Origin of the sequence: Mucilaginibacter sp., assembly GCF_035492695.1 — a bacterium.
GTDB lineage: Bacteria > Bacteroidota > Bacteroidia > Sphingobacteriales > Sphingobacteriaceae > Mucilaginibacter.
In genome coordinates this window covers 253,809-269,427 of the sequence record NZ_DATJJC010000017.1, presented here as the reverse complement: position 1 = coordinate 269,427, position 15,619 = coordinate 253,809, and the positions used below count along the sequence as shown (strand labels likewise).

General features: G+C 44.0%; 14 protein-coding genes. 5 read left to right on the top strand and 9 right to left on the bottom strand.

What is annotated here, in order from left to right:
• Positions 1-172: 172 nt before the first annotated feature.
• On the bottom strand, positions 173-1,153 hold the full coding sequence (locus VL525_RS12160) for a deoxyhypusine synthase family protein (RefSeq protein WP_325386876.1): 981 nt from the start codon (positions 1,151-1,153) through the stop codon (positions 173-175).
• A 270-nt stretch (positions 1,154-1,423) separates the two neighbouring features.
• Between VL525_RS12160 and VL525_RS12155 the strand changes: the two genes are divergently transcribed.
• The gene (locus VL525_RS12155) at positions 1,424-2,557 is read left to right on the top strand and encodes a polymerase (RefSeq protein ID WP_325386874.1); all 1,134 of its coding nucleotides are present in this window, start codon (positions 1,424-1,426) and stop codon (positions 2,555-2,557) included.
• Between the two features lie 80 nt (positions 2,558-2,637).
• Here VL525_RS12155 and VL525_RS12150 read toward each other — a convergent pair whose 3' ends face one another.
• Positions 2,638-3,423: an O-methyltransferase gene (locus tag VL525_RS12150; RefSeq protein WP_325386872.1), complete on the bottom strand. Its 786-nt coding sequence runs from the start codon at positions 3,421-3,423 to the stop codon at positions 2,638-2,640.
• Positions 3,424-3,601: 178 nt separating this feature from the next.
• Here VL525_RS12150 and VL525_RS12145 point away from each other — a divergent pair, with 178 nt between their 5' ends.
• Together VL525_RS12145 and VL525_RS12140 are read left to right on the top strand one after the other, a co-directional pair.
• Positions 3,602-4,462, top strand: a complete 861-nt coding sequence (locus VL525_RS12145) for a transglutaminase-like domain-containing protein (RefSeq protein WP_325386870.1) — start codon at positions 3,602-3,604, stop codon at positions 4,460-4,462.
• A 46-nt stretch (positions 4,463-4,508) separates the two neighbouring features.
• A complete protein-coding gene (locus tag VL525_RS12140; RefSeq protein ID WP_325386867.1) occupies positions 4,509-5,324 on the top strand; it encodes an FkbM family methyltransferase in 816 nt (271 codons plus the stop codon).
• Between the two features lie 139 nt (positions 5,325-5,463).
• Here VL525_RS12140 and VL525_RS12135 read toward each other — a convergent pair whose 3' ends face one another.
• The 4 genes from VL525_RS12135 to VL525_RS12120 form a co-directional block, all read right to left on the bottom strand.
• The gene (locus VL525_RS12135) at positions 5,464-6,558 is read right to left on the bottom strand and encodes a YbjQ family protein (RefSeq protein WP_325386865.1); all 1,095 of its coding nucleotides are present in this window, start codon (positions 6,556-6,558) and stop codon (positions 5,464-5,466) included.
• A gap of 28 nt (positions 6,559-6,586) precedes the next feature.
• Positions 6,587-7,492, bottom strand: a complete 906-nt coding sequence (locus VL525_RS12130) for an alpha/beta hydrolase (protein ID WP_325386862.1) — start codon at positions 7,490-7,492, stop codon at positions 6,587-6,589.
• Between the two features lie 40 nt (positions 7,493-7,532).
• Positions 7,533-8,622, bottom strand: a protein-coding gene (gene prfB / locus VL525_RS12125) for a peptide chain release factor 2 (RefSeq protein ID WP_325386859.1) whose coding sequence is annotated in 2 segments (ribosomal slippage) — positions 7,533-8,561 and positions 8,563-8,622 — 1,089 coding nt in all. Because the reading frame shifts where the segments join, the coding sequence is not laid out codon by codon here.
• Positions 8,623-8,821: 199 nt separating this feature from the next.
• Positions 8,822-9,259: a hypothetical protein gene (locus VL525_RS12120; protein WP_325386857.1), complete on the bottom strand. Its 438-nt coding sequence runs from the start codon at positions 9,257-9,259 to the stop codon at positions 8,822-8,824.
• Positions 9,260-9,557: 298 nt separating this feature from the next.
• Here VL525_RS12120 and pgi point away from each other — a divergent pair, with 298 nt between their 5' ends.
• Positions 9,558-11,204: a glucose-6-phosphate isomerase gene (pgi, locus tag VL525_RS12115; protein WP_325386855.1), complete on the top strand. Its 1,647-nt coding sequence runs from the start codon at positions 9,558-9,560 to the stop codon at positions 11,202-11,204.
• A 505-nt stretch (positions 11,205-11,709) separates the two neighbouring features.
• The gene (tnpA, locus tag VL525_RS12110; protein WP_325386853.1) at positions 11,710-12,144 is read left to right on the top strand and encodes an IS200/IS605 family transposase; all 435 of its coding nucleotides are present in this window, start codon (positions 11,710-11,712) and stop codon (positions 12,142-12,144) included.
• A gap of 10 nt (positions 12,145-12,154) precedes the next feature.
• On the opposite strand, the gene VL525_RS12105 is transcribed toward tnpA, so the two are convergent.
• The 3 genes from VL525_RS12105 to dnaG are packed head-to-tail and all read right to left on the bottom strand — an operon-like array spanning position 12,155 to position 15,518.
• The gene (locus VL525_RS12105) at positions 12,155-13,219 is read right to left on the bottom strand and encodes a glutaminyl-peptide cyclotransferase (RefSeq protein WP_325386851.1); all 1,065 of its coding nucleotides are present in this window, start codon (positions 13,217-13,219) and stop codon (positions 12,155-12,157) included.
• Positions 13,216-13,590: a YraN family protein gene (locus VL525_RS12100; protein ID WP_325386849.1), complete on the bottom strand. Its 375-nt coding sequence runs from the start codon at positions 13,588-13,590 to the stop codon at positions 13,216-13,218. The genes VL525_RS12105 and VL525_RS12100 overlap by 4 nt, the downstream gene beginning before the upstream one ends.
• Positions 13,590-15,518, bottom strand: coding sequence for a DNA primase (gene dnaG, locus VL525_RS12095; RefSeq protein WP_325386846.1), 1,929 nt, complete (start codon positions 15,516-15,518; stop codon positions 13,590-13,592). Before dnaG ends, VL525_RS12100 begins: the two co-directional genes overlap by 1 nt.
• Between the last annotated feature and the right edge of the window lie 101 nt (positions 15,519-15,619).

Here is a 15,619-nt window from a genome sequence, read left to right as displayed (position 1 = left end):
CAAAAGTAAAATTTATTACAGTATGGCTGACAAATTAATGACAGTTATATATAATTTATAATCGTTCTAAATAAATACGAAAAGCCCCTAAAATAGGTCGCCAGGGCATTTTTTTAATCAATGGGCTTAAATAGGTTTTATAATACAATATTAACTTTTTTTGAATTAATATTTATTGTTTTAACAGCCACGCAAAAATTAACGGCGCAACAATGGTTGCATCCGACTCAACTATAAACTTCGGTGTATTGATGTCAAGCTTGCCCCAGGTTATCTTTTCGTTGGGTACAGCGCCCGAATATGAACCGTACGATGTGGTAGAATCGGATATCTGGCAGAAGTAGCTCCAGAATGGGATGTTCTCCATTTCCATGTCCTGGTAAAGCATTGGTACCACACATATCGGGAAGTCGCCGGCTATACCGCCGCCTATCTGGAAAAATCCTATTCCCTTGCCTTCCGAGTTTTTTACATACCAGTCGGCCAGCCAGGCCATGTATTCGATACCGCTTTTCATGGTGGTTGGTTTGATCTGCCCTTTGATGACATAAGAAGCGAAGATATTACCCATGGTAGAGTCTTCCCATCCGGGTACAACAATCGGCAGGTTCTTTTCGGCAGCGGCCAGCATCCACGAGTTTTTGGGGTCTATCTCGTAGTATTGCTCCAGTTCGCCGCTCAATAAAATCTTATACATGAATTCGTGCGGAAAGTAGCGCTCGCCTTTGTCGTCGGCATCTTTCCATATTTTATGGATATGCTTTTGCAAACGTCTGAACGCTTCCTCCTCGGGAATGCAGGTATCGGTCACACGGTTATAATGGTTTTCGAGCAAATCCCATTCGTCCTGCGGGCTAAGGTCGCGGTAATTAGGCACACGTTTGTAATGCGAATGCGCAACCAGGTTCATGATATCCTCTTCTAGGTTTGCACCGGTGCAGGATATAATAGCGATCTTATCCTGGCGGATCATCTCGGCCAGCGAGATGCCAAGTTCGGCAGTACTCATGGCGCCGGCAAGGGTAACCATCATTTTACCGCCTTCGGCTAAATGGGTTTCGTAACCTTTGGCTGCATCCATTAATGCCGCGGCATTAAAATGCAGGTAATTTTTTTCTATAAACTGGGAAATTGGTCCGCGTGTGTTGCTCATGGTCTCATTCAAAATTTGCGGCAAAATTAGCTTTTTTGTTTGGAAGTAGTGATTAGTGACTGGTTAATTAGTGATTAGTTAACTTGTGATTGATAAACGGCTTTTTATCGGTCGCTAACTAATCACTGACCACAGGTTAACTAACCACAAATCCTTATCTTAGTGGCCTCAACTTAGCCTCACCCTAAATCCCTCTCCAAAAGGTGAGGGACTTTTTAAGCGGCATTTTAATTTAAGAATTTGGGCTTATCTTAGTGGCCTCAACCTGCTATGAAAAAACTGTTTGTACTATCTCTCACATTATTTTGCTTTCAACAGTCACAGGCGCAGGGCATCCAAAAGTTTATCAAAAAGATGTATTTCGATAAGGACAGCACCAAACACAGCAGTTTTGTTGTGCTGCCTATCGTTACTTCGGCGCCGGAGACGGGGTTGGAGGTAGGCGGAGCCGGTTTGTATTCGTTTTACTCGGATACCATTACAGCCAATCATACGCGGGTATCCAATATCTATCCGTACGTATCGGTCACCACTAAAGGCCAGAGCCATTTCAGCGTGAGCACCGATCACTGGAGTCCGAAAAATCTATATCATTATACCGCCTCCGTAAGCTATATCAATTACCCTTTCAACTTTTACGGCATTGGCAACAACACGCGCAAAGCAGATGCGGACCATGTGGATGAAAAGCGCTTTAAGCTGGATTTAAGCGATGCAAAGCTGGTAACAAAAAACCTTTATGCAGGTTTTGTAGCCGGAGCCTATCATTATTCTTATTTTGACACACCGCCAACAGGCATATTTATTACCGGTCCGCAAATTGAGGACCGCGATGGCGGCGGAGGTATTTACATAGGCCCAAGCCTGGTTCTTGATAACCGCGATAACAATACGTATACCACCAAAGGGCTTATCATCAACGCTTATTACAAGCTAATGAAAGGCGTCTTTTCAAACAACGGTTACACGGGCGGATTTTTTGGGATCGAATATTCGCAATTTTTCAAGCTGAACAGCAACCTGATACTCGGCCTGGATATACAGGAACAAAGCCTGACAGGCGGATCATCGCCTTTTTACTTACTACCCTCGCTGGGCAGCGACGAAATGATGCGCGGCTATTACAACGGCCGCTACCGCGACCGGAATTTCATCGCCGGGCAAACCGAATTGCGCTACCGCATCAGCGACCGTATCGGTATTGTCGGATTTGTTGGAGCGGGGGAAGTAGCACACGGGAAGTTTTCTGTCAGCACCTTAAAACCAAACTATGGCGGTGGCCTGCGTTATTTCTTTGATACGGAGAAAGGCCTCAGCATCCGTGCTGATTATGGCATCGGGCAAAAAGTAGCCGGCGAGCAAAGGCAGAGCGGGTTTTATATTGGTTTGGGACAGGCATTTTGATGTGCAGATGAGTGGACGTGCGGATATGCAGATAACGAAGGTTTAATCTTTTCATTTGCACATTTGAAATCTGCACATCATTATATTTTTATCAAAAAATTCTCCTTAGCCTGGCCCTTTTTAAAGTAGACCAAACCTATCCAAAACAAATCTATCGTTACCGTTACCTGCGGGTGTGTTTTTATTTCGGCCCAGGCCTCCTTCATGCCTTCGCTCCAGTAAATATCATCAAAGATCAGCAAAGTATTTTCGTGTACTTTGGGCAGGCACCATTCAAAATATTTCAAAGTTGCTTCTTTGGTATGGTTGCCGTCGATGAACACAAGGTCGAGTTTATCCAGACCATTAATGACGCCGGGCAGGGTATCATCAAAATTCCCGGTTATCTCGTGTATGCCGTACACGCCAGCTTTGCGAAATACTTCGAGAGCGATGTTTGCCGTTTGGGGGCAGCCTTCCAGAGTATATAACTCAGCGTCAGGGGCCGCCTCCTTTAAGTAAACAGAAGTGATACCCAGGCAGGTACCTAATTCGATGATATTGCTGGGCTGCAGATCGGCAACCAGGCGATAGAGCAATTGGGCCAGCTGACGGGGCTTTAAGGCATTTTTGGCGATGTCGGCAACTTTCTTTTCCCGGTTATTATTTAAGTGCGACCCGGCGCCCAGGTCGGTCACGTTTATCACTCTTTCGTCAGAAAGCAATTCGCGGCGCAGGTCCTCAACCTTTTCGTATACTTTTTTGTTACTAAAGTCGTAAATTACACTGTCGACGAGCCTGTAAACAAAAGGCGAGTGCGTGCCATGCCTGGTTTTTGCTTTGAGCCGATGAAGGATGTAGTCCTTCGCGAACCGGAGATTGAACATGGCTCAAAATTAGACAAAGGTTTAGTATTTTAGTATGATTTTGGGATGAGCAGCTTAAGCCTCACCCCAGCCCCTCTCCAAGAGAGAGGGACCAAGTAAAACAAAGTTGAGCCTTTCACTTCAAAGTCCTCGCCCTTGGAGAGGATTTAGGTGAGGCAAATTACATTTTAGTATTTGAATGATAGACCCTAAAGAAATACACTCACTAATAAAATTGCTTGATGACCCCGACAAAGAGATATTCGAGCATATACATGATAAACTGGCCTCCTACGGTGGCGAGGTAATAGAATATTTGGAGTCGGCCTGGGAAGAGGCGTTCGACCCGATACAGCAGGAGCGCATTGCCGAACTGGTGCACGAGATACAGTTCCGCCTTTTGAAAGAAGAGCTTAAATTGTGGTACCAGGGCGGGGCATTTGACCTGCTGCAGGGTGTTATCGCCATTAATAAATACCAGTACCCCGACCTGGACGAACAAAAGGTGATCAACCAGATCGAAGCTATCAAACGTGATATATGGCTGCAAATGATCTATGATGCAAGCCCGGCAGAGCAGGTGAAGCTCATCAACCACGTGTTTTATAATATTCATGGCTTCAGCGGCAATACCTCCAATCACCAGGACCCGCAAAACAGCTACCTGAGCCAGGTACTGGAGACCAAAAAAGGCAACCAGATATCGCTGGCTATCATCTATTCCATCATCGCCCAAAAACTGGATATCCCGGTTTATGGCGTTAACCTTCCGCAGCATTTCATCCTGGCGTATGTAGATGAGAGTATGGAAACCGAATTTGAAGGCGGTATCTTATTTTACATTAACGCCTTTAGCCGTGGCACCATATTTGGCCGCCGGGATGTGGATATGTTCCTGAAGAATTTAAAATTGCATGCCGAAAAGCAGTTTTATGAACCTTGTTCCAATGCGGATATTATCCGGCGCATACTGCGTAATTTAATAAGCTCCTATGAAAATCTGGGGTCGGCGGAAAAGGTGGTTGAGTTAAACGAACTACTGGGCCTATTGGATGCTTAATTGATTAACGAATCTATTATCTTAGCCAAACCTAATCATCTAAAGTATGCGGCAACTGGCTAAAAGATTGCTTAATAAGATCAAAAGAACCCATACTTCACGCAAGGAATGGGATGCGCGCATCAACGACGTTATAAATTGTACAGATAACAAATACATACCACGCGTAAAGAATGCCGGCGCTATACAGGGCGATTTCCAGGTAATGCACAATGGCATAAAAGTGCAGCGCGATGGGTATTATGGCAGCGGCATAACCCGTATGCTGGTTAAAAACAAAGGCGTTCATGAGCCGCAGGAGGAAAGGGTATTCCACGAAGTTTTAAAGCAACTGCGCGCGAATAGCACCATGATCGAACTTGGGTCGTACTGGGCATTTTATTCGATGTGGTTTTTAAGTAAGGTAGAAGGCGGTAAAACTTATTTATATGAACCTGTCGATAAAAACCTAGTGGTTGGAGAGGCAAACTACCAGGAAAATAACTTCCAGGGTGATTTTAACCATGCTTTTATAGGCGGTGCTGTCGACCTTGAGGGCATTCCTACGCTTAGTGTAGACCACATTGTAAAAGATAAAAAAATTGATTTCATCGATATCTTGCATTGCGATATACAGGGGGCCGAACTTGATATGCTGAACGGTGCGATAGAAAGCATCAGTAAAGATATTATCGGCTATTTTTTTATCAGCACGCACTCCAACGAGTTACATGAGGATTGTATCAATTTTTTGCGTGAGCATAACTATATCATTATTGCTGCAGCCGATCTTTTAAATACTTATTCATACGACGGCATTATCGTAGCACGGTCGCCGAATTACGCAGGTATCGATCGGATAGACATCGCTCAAAAATTATAATTCATTGTTTTTGCGATCAATACCCGAACACAAAAAACATTTACATGGGCCAGGCGAACCGAATAGGCTCCTGTGAAAATCCTGTATCCACGGAAAAAGTGGTGGAGTTGAATGAGTTGCTGGAGACAGTGAATTAGAATCAAGAAATAAAATGCGATATCAATTTTACTTTTTGATCAATTACTTTAATGGCAATATCGGGCGAAAGTTCATCATTCTTAAACCCATAAATATTATTACCGCATTTGGTGCAGTAGGTACTATTTTCAATTTCGTTTGACTGTCCGCAATTGCAAATCCAAATTTCTTTTTCTTTTGATGATAACAATTGTTTTTTAGTCGACCGTGTGCCTACTTCATTAAATTTATCACTTATTAGTTCTTTGATTTTTTGCAGATCTACTAAATCCTCATTATTGTAAAACGCTTTATCATAAGTAAGCATTAAAATAGCTTTTTTCTGTTCTTCGACTTTGCCATTGATTAAAATATTCAAAATTCGTTTTAAATCCAATAACTCAAACCTTTCAATAATGTTACTCAAATTTTTTACAATTTTTCTATCATCTTCTTGAAAAACAGCTTGGTAAATCATCTCCTTTCGCCTCTCATCTGGGAAATTACTAAGGTAAATAACCATTCGTTTGTAGAGATTATCTGCGATTTCCGTCTGATAGTTGTTCAACTGACCTTTATAAAGATTTATCAAAGATGGGAAAACCTCATCTACCTGATTTTCTGTTATGAAATCCCATAATTCATCGTCGATTTGCCAATTTGGTAAACCTGCGTCCCGCAAGATTTTGTTCTTTTTTTTGAGCACTCTTAATTTTTGAATGCTAACATTTTCAAGTTTTGAATTCGAGTCGTCTTGCGTAGTGATTTTATTGTCAATTTCTGCTATTGCAGCGGTGCCTATCGATGTTATCATAAACATTGCCTTACCTTTTCCTGATATCTCGTCTATGTCGACTTTTAGGCCTAAAACGCAATTAGCTCCGATTTCAAATGCGGCGACTTTAATTCGTTCTACAGCTTCATCGTAAAGCGATGCCAACTGTTTTTGATAAGACTCAGACCTTCCTCCAAAGATGTCTGTAAAAGAAGCTGCCAAGTCGCTAAAAACATTGGTTCCAGCAACAACATGAGCTGATACGGGCTTTAGATGTTTAATAATTTTCACATCTCCTAAATCGGATGTGGTGGCGACAAGAATTTGTTTAGGTGATACCATGCTGCACTGTTCATTTAATAATTGTTATCTAAAACCCATTCCCCCTTAACCAGTTTGCCGCCCAATCAAACCAATGGTCGGTAGTAGTAGGGTTATTCAGGCCAAAGCCGTGGCCACCGGCCTGGAAGAGGTGTATTTCGGCTTTTACCTTGTTTTTAACCAGGGCGTCGTAAAACAGCAGGGAGTTTTGCACCGGCACTACATCATCGTCTTCGGCATGTATTAAAAAGGTAGGCGGGGTATTTGCTGTTACCTGCTTTTCGTTTGAGTAAAGGTCGATCAGTTGCTGCGACGGGTTTTTGCCTATCAGGTTTTCGCGCGAAAAAGCGTGCGCAAACGGACCGAAGCTTATCACCGGGTATATCAGCATGGCAAAATCGGGACGAACACTGATGTTGTTTTTGTTGTCAATAACAACTTTGTCAAAATGGGTATCGATGGTGGAAGCCAGGTGCCCGCCGGCCGAAAAGCCGATGACGCCTACTTTATGAGGATTTACGCCCCATTCGGCTGCCCTTTCGCGCACCATCTGAATGGCACGTTCGGCATCCTGCAGCGGCCCAATGGTTTTATCCACCATGATCTGGTCACTCGGCAGGCGATACTTAACCACAAATGCAGTAACGCCGATCTTATTGAATTCAAGGGCGATGGCCCTTCCTTCGTGATCGGATGCCAGGTTGATATAGCTTCCTCCCGGAAAAATAACGATGGCCGTACCGGTAGCTTTATCTTTCTCTGGGAAGTATGGGGTAATCGTCGGCTCGGTTACCATACTAATGCTATATCCTTCTGTCTTTTCCTTATAAGTATCCGGCGCCGGTTTTGAATTGGGCACACCGCCAGGATAAAGCAGTATAGGCTTTTGCTGAGCAAAAGCAACGGACGAAATTAGCATAGCTAACGGCAATATAGTACGACGAAATTTTAACATAACCAGGTTATAGATAGGTACGACGTTCAAATATAAACGATTACTTCGAGCCTCCAAATTCCATCAGGTACGCTTTTAGAAAGTCGTTTAGGTCTCCATCCAATACCGCCTGGGCGTTAGATGTTTCGTGATCGGTGCGCAGATCCTTCACCAGTTTGTAGGGATGCAATACGTAATTCCTGATCTGTGAGCCCCACTCTATTTTCTTCTTGTTACCTTCTATCGCGTTGCTGGTCTCCTGCCTCTTGCGCATCTCGATCTCATACAATTGCGATTTCAACAAGCGGATAGCATTATCCTTATTCTGAAGCTGCGAACGCGACTCCTGGTTTTTGATGATAATTCCCGATGGCTTGTGATATAAACGTACGGCTGTTTCCACCTTGTTCACGTTCTGCCCGCCGGCACCGCCCGAGCGGAAGGTTTCAAATTCTATATCTGCAGGGTTTATCTCTATTTCTATCGTATCATCCACCAACGGATAAACATATACCGAAGCAAACGAAGTATGGCGCTTGGCATTGGCATCGAACGGGGATATGCGCACCAAACGATGGACGCCGTTCTCACCCTTCAAATATCCGTAAGCAAAATCTCCTTCAAACTGCAGGGTTACGGTTTTCACACCGGCCACATCCCCCTCCTGGAAATCCTGCTCGGTAACTTTGTAGCCGTTCTTTTCGCCCCACATAATGTACATGCGCATCAGCATACCGGCCCAGTCACAGCTTTCGGTACCACCGGCGCCGGCAGTTATCTGGAGTACCGCATTCAGCTGATCTTCTTCGGACGAGAGCATGTTTTTGAATTCCAGTTCTTCAACTGCTTTTGTTGCGGCATCAAACTGCTCCTTCATTTCGGCCTCGGTAGCATCTCCGGCCTGGTAAAATTCAAATACAACGCCGGTATCCTCAACAGCTGATTCCACTTGTTGAAACGCGTCGGTCCAAACTTTTTTGGTTTTGATGGAAGCCAGTACCTTTTCGGCTTCTTTGGGATGGTCCCAGAAATGCGGACCTACGGTTATTTCCTGTTCTTTTTGAAGCGCATCGAGTTTAGCATCGATGTCAAAGATGCCTCCTCAGGGAAGTTATTCTATCCCTTAAATCCTGTACCTGTTCTTTAGTCATGCGGCAAATATAAATTTAATGTGCAAATTATGGATGTGCGGATGTGCGAATTAGGATTCAGCGGCCAATACTTAAACTTTCTAATTTTCTAACATGCAGCTAGCTTGCCCATGGCTTATAAAAACGTCAAAGGGGTTGTAAAATTAATTTACAGCCCCTCCGAACTTGTTTTTATAGATAGTGTATCTTAATTCGATATTTATCCAACCTTCATCCCGTCAACCAGCCGGCTCAGGTCCACACGGTTCCCGTTGATCTTGGACAGGAATGAACTCAGTGCAAACTCTTTGTTCTGCTCGCTTTTCGATTGTTTGATCAATTCGATCATAACCGGCGGCATTAACGAGTTCGCGGTATTTAAGGCAGTTGCGGGGGTCATTCCATAAAACTTATTCAGTTTATTGGCAAATTTGTTAACAATGCTGGTTACCAGCGGATTTTGGTATATATCCGGGTACTGAAAGTATTTAACCAGGTCCTTTAACTTACCCGATTCCATCTGGCCTTTTAAAACCTCGATGATCGAACTCGACGCATCATTGATGATCGCTTCGCGATATTTTTCAGGTATTTCAGGATTGTCGATAACAGCCTTCCCGGCGTTATTTTTTACTAACAAAAATAGTTTCTCAAACATAAAACATTTCCCCTTTTAGTGTATTGACAAAATTGTGACAAATCTCAATTTTGCTTATCAACGAGACAAAGATATTAATTAAATATTTCGATTTTCAAATATTTTGTCAAAATAATTTAATAATTTCTCAATTAACACTGTGTAAAACAAACACTAAGCTTAGTGTGTTGAACCGACACAATAAATGGTGTGTTTTTTACACCTGAAAGAACTGTATTTGTCACACTTATACCACTCTTTCTATAATTATGTCAATACCTGAATATTTAAATTCTATTTTTGTAAAAAAACATCAACTATGTTGCCAAATATTGATTTTACCTCGACACAGGCTTATAAATATTTAGCCGACCATTTCATCGATATCACGTCAAAAAACCTGAAAGACTTGTTCAAGGCTGACAGTGAACGTTTTAACAAATTTTCGATCCAATTCAACGATATCCTGGTCGATTATTCCAAAAACCGCATCGATGATGAGACTGTCGCTTTATTGATACAGCTGGCAAAGGAGTGTAAGGTAAAAGAGGCAGCACAAGCGATGTTTTCGGGCGAAAAGATAAACGCCACCGAGGGACGCCCCGTGTTGCACGTAGCCTTGCGTAACCGCAGCAACAAGCCTATTTACGTAGACGGAAAAGATGTGATGGAAGACGTAAACCGGGTGCTACAGCAAATGAAAGCATTCAGCGAATCTATTATATCGGGCGAGTGGAAAGGCTTCACCGGCAAGGCTATAACCGATGTAGTTAATATCGGCATCGGCGGATCGGACCTTGGGCCGGTGATGGTGACCGAGGCGCTAAGGCCATACAAGAATCATTTGAACATGCACTTTGTTTCCAACGTGGATGGCACCCACATTGCCGAAGCGCTAAAGACGCTTAACCCGGAAACTACTTTATTCCTGATAGCATCGAAAACATTTACCACGCAGGAAACCATGGCCAATGCGCACAGCGCACGCGATTGGTCAATAGCAGGTGGTGCAACCGACAAAGATATCGCGAAGCATTTTGCAGCCCTTTCTACCAACGCAAAAGCCGTTGAGGCCTTTGGTATCGACACCAAAAACATGTTCGAGTTTTGGGATTGGGTGGGCGGCCGTTATTCGTTGTGGAGCGCGATAGGTCTATCCATCGCATTAAGTATAGGATTTGAAAACTTTACCGAACTTTTAACCGGAGCACACCAGGTTGACCAGCATTTCCTGAATACTGAATTTGAAGAAAATATTCCCGTTTTATTAGGGCTGATAGGTATATGGTATAATAACTTCTTCGAATCGGAGACCAATGCCATTCTTCCGTACGACCAGTACATGCACCGCTTCGCGGCCTATTTTCAGCAAGGCGATATGGAAAGCAACGGCAAGCATGTCGACCGCAATGGAAACACTGTAGACTATTCAACCGGACCTATCATTTGGGGCGAACCGGGCACTAATGGTCAGCATGCCTTTTACCAGCTGATACACCAGGGAACTAAGTTGATCCCGTGTGATTTTATAGCACCTGCGCAAACGCATAACCCGCTTGGCGAGCACCACCAGATGCTGCTGTCAAACTTCTTTGCCCAAACCGAAGCTTTGATGAATGGCAAAACCCTGGAAGAGGTAGTTGCCGAGCTGAAAGCCTCCGGGAAAACGGATGCCGAAATAGAAAAATTAGCCCCTTTTAAAGAGTTTGACGGCAACCGCCCTACCAATTCGTTTTTGGTTAAGAAGATCACCCCGCGCACTTTGGGTTCGTTGATAGCCATGTACGAGCACAAAATATTTGTACAGGGCATCATCTGGAATATTTACAGCTTCGACCAATGGGGCGTAGAGCTGGGCAAACAATTGGCCGGGAAAATTCTGCCGGAATTGAAAAACAACGACGATGTAAACAGTCATGATTCGTCGACCAACGGATTGATCAATCAGTATAAGGCGTGGCGTTGAGCTAAGCTAAAGTCGATTTTCTTTATTTTTTAATCCGTTGGCTGAAGCCAACGGCAATGAATTTTATTTAGCGGCCTAATTCGGGAAATATCTTTAAATTCATTACTGGCCCATTTATGGGGCGGATAGTGGATGAATACGAATGGCTTTAGCCAAATGGCGAAAGGTTCGGCTGAAGCCGGATCCTCGTCCTTTTTTTATCCGTTGGCTGAAGCCAACGGCAATGAATAATGGGTATAATTTCAATCTATCCGAAACATTTTATATTCATTGCCGTCCCATTCTTGGGACGGATATTGTATGAATATGGACGCCTTTAGCCAAATGACGAAAGGCATGGTTAAAGCCGGATCTTCGTCCTTTTTATATCCGTTGGCTGAAGCCAACGGCAATGAATTTTATTTAGCGGCCTAATTCGGGAAATATCTTTATATTCATTGCCGTCCCATTTATGGCGCGGATAAATATAATAATCTAAAATCGGCTTTAGCCAAACCTTACCGCCATGTCATTTGTGAAAATTTGGATCCATCTGGTCTTTTCCACTAAAAACAGGAAACCATTGCTTAATACAGAGCTCCGATATGAATTGCAAAAGCATATTATAGAAAACTGTAAACAGAAGGATATATTTCTGAAAACAATAAATGGTTACACGGACCATATACATTGTTTAATTTCACTGGGAAAAGATCAGAGCATTTCTAAAATAAGCCAGCTTATAAAAGGCGAATCTTCATTGTGGATCAATAAAAACAACCCGACTGAAGACAAATTCAGCTGGCAGGATGATTACTTTGCCGTTTCCGTGAGCGAATCACAAGTTGAAACAGTGTCCAACTACATCAAGAATCAGGAAACTCATCATGCAAAAAAACCTTTCGATGAAGAGGTGAATGAGTTCATGAATAAGTATGGCTGGAAACCAGTTAATTTATAATCCCTTCGGCCTATTTTTTCACAAACTTAATCTGGTACAAATAAGGCCATTTTTTGCCGGTAACGAACAGGCGCTGGCCCTTTTCGTCCCAGGCTATGCCGTTGAGCACATTCTGACCATTATCATAACCTGCAGGGCGATCTTTCAGCGGCCATAGATCTTTCATATCCACACGTTGCTCAACCGCGCCGGTTTTAGGATTAATAACTAAAATCGTATCGAGGGTGTACACGTTCGAATATAGCTTACCGTGAATATATTCCAGTTCATTCACTTCGTCTATAGCCCCCTTGTCATCATACACATCAATTGAACCTATCGCGCGGTAATCGGTGGGATCCAAAAACCATATCCGGTTAGTGCTATCGTCCAGGTACATTTTTTTGCCGTCGTAAGTTACCCCCCAGCCTTCGACTCCTACATTATTATTAAAGGTTTTCAGCAATTTGAAAGTTTTCTTATCAAATACGAACCCGACCTTCGACCGGTAAGTAAACATCACGATCTTATCCCCTATAATGGCGCTGCCCTCTCCAAAATATTGCGGATCGAGTTTAGCGCGCTGAACCACCTTTCCGGTATTAAGGTCGACTTTGCGAAGATCGGAGTGCCCTTCGGTACCAGTGGTCTCGTACAGGTAACCATCCTGGTACAGCAGTCCCTCGGTATAAGCACTGGTATCATGCGGAAACTTCTTTATAACCTGGTACGTCATTTCTTCAGGTGCCCTGGCCGCCAATAACACGATATTGGTAGTTGCATCCTGGCTTTTGCCTGCCTGGAATACTTTAGCGGTGATGACCCTTGGGCCCAGCGAAAAGGTATCCGTTTTCAGAACTATGGCTGACGAGTCCTTTTTGGAGGTGATGCGGGTTGAATCCACCAGGTAAACAATGGAGTCCGGTTTTATATCAGCCGGAACACTTACTTTTACCGTCACATCATCGCCGGATTTATAACTTGTGCCCGCTTCCGGGGTAATAGATACGTCGGCGGCCTGTTTAGTTTTATTACAGCTTGAGCAGCCGTATGTAAAAACGACGATGGTAACAAAAAGGAATATTCTATTTTTCATATTGAATTGGAAGAAGGCCAAAAGGCATCCTCAATGTGTTTTAAAGTATGATCATCGTCCCGGCCGAACAGGATGGCTACAATGTCAAAGCGTACTTCGCCCTGGTGATCCATCAGGTAAATATATTCGTCGGCTGCTTCGGCCAGCAACTTTTGCTTTCGCAAGTCTACAAAATCTTCCGGTTCGCCAAAACCATTACCGGTTCGCGCTTTCACCTCTACAAAAATGATCTTGCTGTCTTTGTAGGCTACCAGGTCAATCTCGCATTTACCGTGCGTCCAGTTCTCATCTAATATTTCGTAACCAAGCCCCTCTAAAAATGTTTTTGCCAGGCCCTCACCCTTGCGGCCAAGTTCGAGGTGCTGCGCCATTATTTCAAAATAACTGAACCTAAGTAATCCGAAATGCTTTTCTCCACCTTTTTCATGTGCATGTACTGCGTCAGCAATATTTCGGTATCGGCCTCATTTTCCACCTTCTGCAATTCGCCGCGCAAGCCGTCTAATATTTTGCCTACCTTTTGTTTTTTCAGGTGAAATATCGCACCCAAAATTGTTGCCTTCATGTTCATCTGCTCGTCGGGCACCAATATCTTGTGCATTTCGTACCAGTTCTCGCTCAGCGTATATTTGGTAGCCAGCAGCGTAACCGAAATATCCACTATCTCCTTATCGGGAAAATGGATAAAAAATTGTTCCTCGGGCAAAATTCCGTTCTCCACCTCTTTGGCATACAGCTCAACAAACTTCTTACTTACCGGGTGATCAAACTCCACGTCGCCCAGTTCGGCTATCATAAACGGACCGATGTAAGTATTGGCGATGCCGTCCCAATCGATCATTTTATTGCCGTATAGTAAGAGCAGGCGTATGATCTCGCGTTCCTGGTTCGAATCATCTTTTTTGACCGTTGGCTCAAGGGACAACTCCTCGGGAGGAAGATAGTCTGACGGCTCAATTTGCCTGTTTGCCTGCTGCTGCGAATCTTTTTTGGCTTTGGTCAGCCGCATTTTATTCAGTTCGGAAAGCAGGGCCCGTTCGTCAATTTCGAGGATGTGGCTGCATTCCTTAATGAATACCGAAGCCTTAATGGAATCAGGAATTTTAGCGATGCTTTCAACGATCTCGCGGATAACATCGGCCCTCCTTATTGGGTCGTTACCAGCCTCCTTAAGCAGAATGTCGGTTTTATAAAGAATAAAATCTTTCCTGTTCTTATCGATGTGGGATTTAAAGGCGCTGGTACCAACCAACCGCACGTACGAGTCCGGGTCGTGCCCATCCGGAAACAGGACCACTTTTACATTAAGGCCCTCCTCGAGTATCATATCCAACCCGCGAAGGGAGGCTTTGATACCGGCGGCATCGCCATCGTAAAGTATGGTGACATTTTTGGTAAAACGGCCTATCAGCCTGATTTGCTCTACCGTCAGCGACGTACCCGAGGAAGCCACTACATTTTCTATCCCCGCCTGGTGAACCGAAAGCACATCGGCATAACCTTCTACCAGGTAACAGTTGTCTTCGTCCCTTATCGCCTTTTTGGCAAAGTATAAGCCATAAAGAATATTGGATTTATGGTAGATCTCTGACTCGGGCGAATTGACATATTTCGGAACGTTCTTATCGGTTTTAAGTGTTCGTCCGCCGAAGGCGATAACCCGGCCCGTAAAACTATGGATAGGGAACATCACCCGGCCGCGATACCGGTCGTACAAAGTGCCGTTGTCGCGTTTTACGGACAAGCCCGTTTCTTCCAAAAACTGCTGCTGGTAACCTTCCTTCAATGCTTTGCCGGTAAAGGCCTCCCATTGGTCGGGCGAATAGCCCAGCTCGAACTTTTTTATCGTTTCATTACTGAAACCACGTTCCTTAAAATAACTAAGGCCAATATTTTGCCCTTCCTCGGTTTCCAGTAAGCTTTCATGGAAAAATTTGGCAGCATACCCGCTTACGATCATCAGGCTCTCGCGGTGATTCTCCTCCTCTTTATTTTCGGATGACTCGACCGTCTCTTCAACCTCGATGCCATATTTTTTGGCGAGCCACTTTAAGGCCTCAGGATACGTGAATTTCTCTAGTTCCATCAAAAAGGTAACTGCCGAACCACCTTTACCGGAAGAGAAATCCTTGAAGATACCTTTGGCGGGTGACACGGTGAAGGATGGCGTCCTTTCGTTACTGAAGGGCGACAGGCCCACATAATTGGCGCCGCGTTTTTTCAATTGCACAAACTCGCCCACCACCTCGACAATGTCGATGGCTTCCATAATGCGGTCGATGGTGGGTTTAGTGATCATGCAATCGGGTTAACCACAAAAATAGTTTTTTACCCGGTCACCCGTGTGCCGGGTTATTAAGAAATTACCAACAGCCTGTATCACTAATTGTTACTTTGGCG

What these genes read in the sequence shown, in the direction of transcription:
- VL525_RS12145 (WP_325386870.1), top strand. Translation starts at nt 3,602, where the DNA reads ATGATAGACCCTAAAGAAATACACTCACTAATAAAATTGCTTGATGAC.
- VL525_RS12155 (WP_325386874.1), top strand. Translation starts at nt 1,424, where the DNA reads ATGAAAAAACTGTTTGTACTATCTCTCACATTATTTTGCTTTCAACAG.
- VL525_RS12105 (WP_325386851.1), bottom strand. Translation starts at nt 13,219, where the DNA reads ATGAAAAATAGAATATTCCTTTTTGTTACCATCGTCGTTTTTACATAC.
- tnpA (WP_325386853.1), top strand. Translation starts at nt 11,710, where the DNA reads ATGTCATTTGTGAAAATTTGGATCCATCTGGTCTTTTCCACTAAAAAC.
- VL525_RS12150 (WP_325386872.1), bottom strand. Translation starts at nt 3,423, where the DNA reads ATGTTCAATCTCCGGTTCGCGAAGGACTACATCCTTCATCGGCTCAAA.
- VL525_RS12140 (WP_325386867.1), top strand. Translation starts at nt 4,509, where the DNA reads ATGCGGCAACTGGCTAAAAGATTGCTTAATAAGATCAAAAGAACCCAT.
- VL525_RS12130 (WP_325386862.1), bottom strand. Translation starts at nt 7,492, where the DNA reads ATGTTAAAATTTCGTCGTACTATATTGCCGTTAGCTATGCTAATTTCG.
- dnaG (WP_325386846.1), bottom strand. Translation starts at nt 15,518, where the DNA reads ATGATCACTAAACCCACCATCGACCGCATTATGGAAGCCATCGACATT.
- VL525_RS12120 (WP_325386857.1), bottom strand. Translation starts at nt 9,259, where the DNA reads ATGTTTGAGAAACTATTTTTGTTAGTAAAAAATAACGCCGGGAAGGCT.
- VL525_RS12160 (WP_325386876.1), bottom strand. Translation starts at nt 1,153, where the DNA reads ATGAGCAACACACGCGGACCAATTTCCCAGTTTATAGAAAAAAATTAC.
- pgi (WP_325386855.1), top strand. Translation starts at nt 9,558, where the DNA reads ATGTTGCCAAATATTGATTTTACCTCGACACAGGCTTATAAATATTTA.
- VL525_RS12100 (WP_325386849.1), bottom strand. Translation starts at nt 13,590, where the DNA reads ATGGCGCAGCACCTCGAACTTGGCCGCAAGGGTGAGGGCCTGGCAAAA.
- VL525_RS12135 (WP_325386865.1), bottom strand. Translation starts at nt 6,558, where the DNA reads ATGGTATCACCTAAACAAATTCTTGTCGCCACCACATCCGATTTAGGA.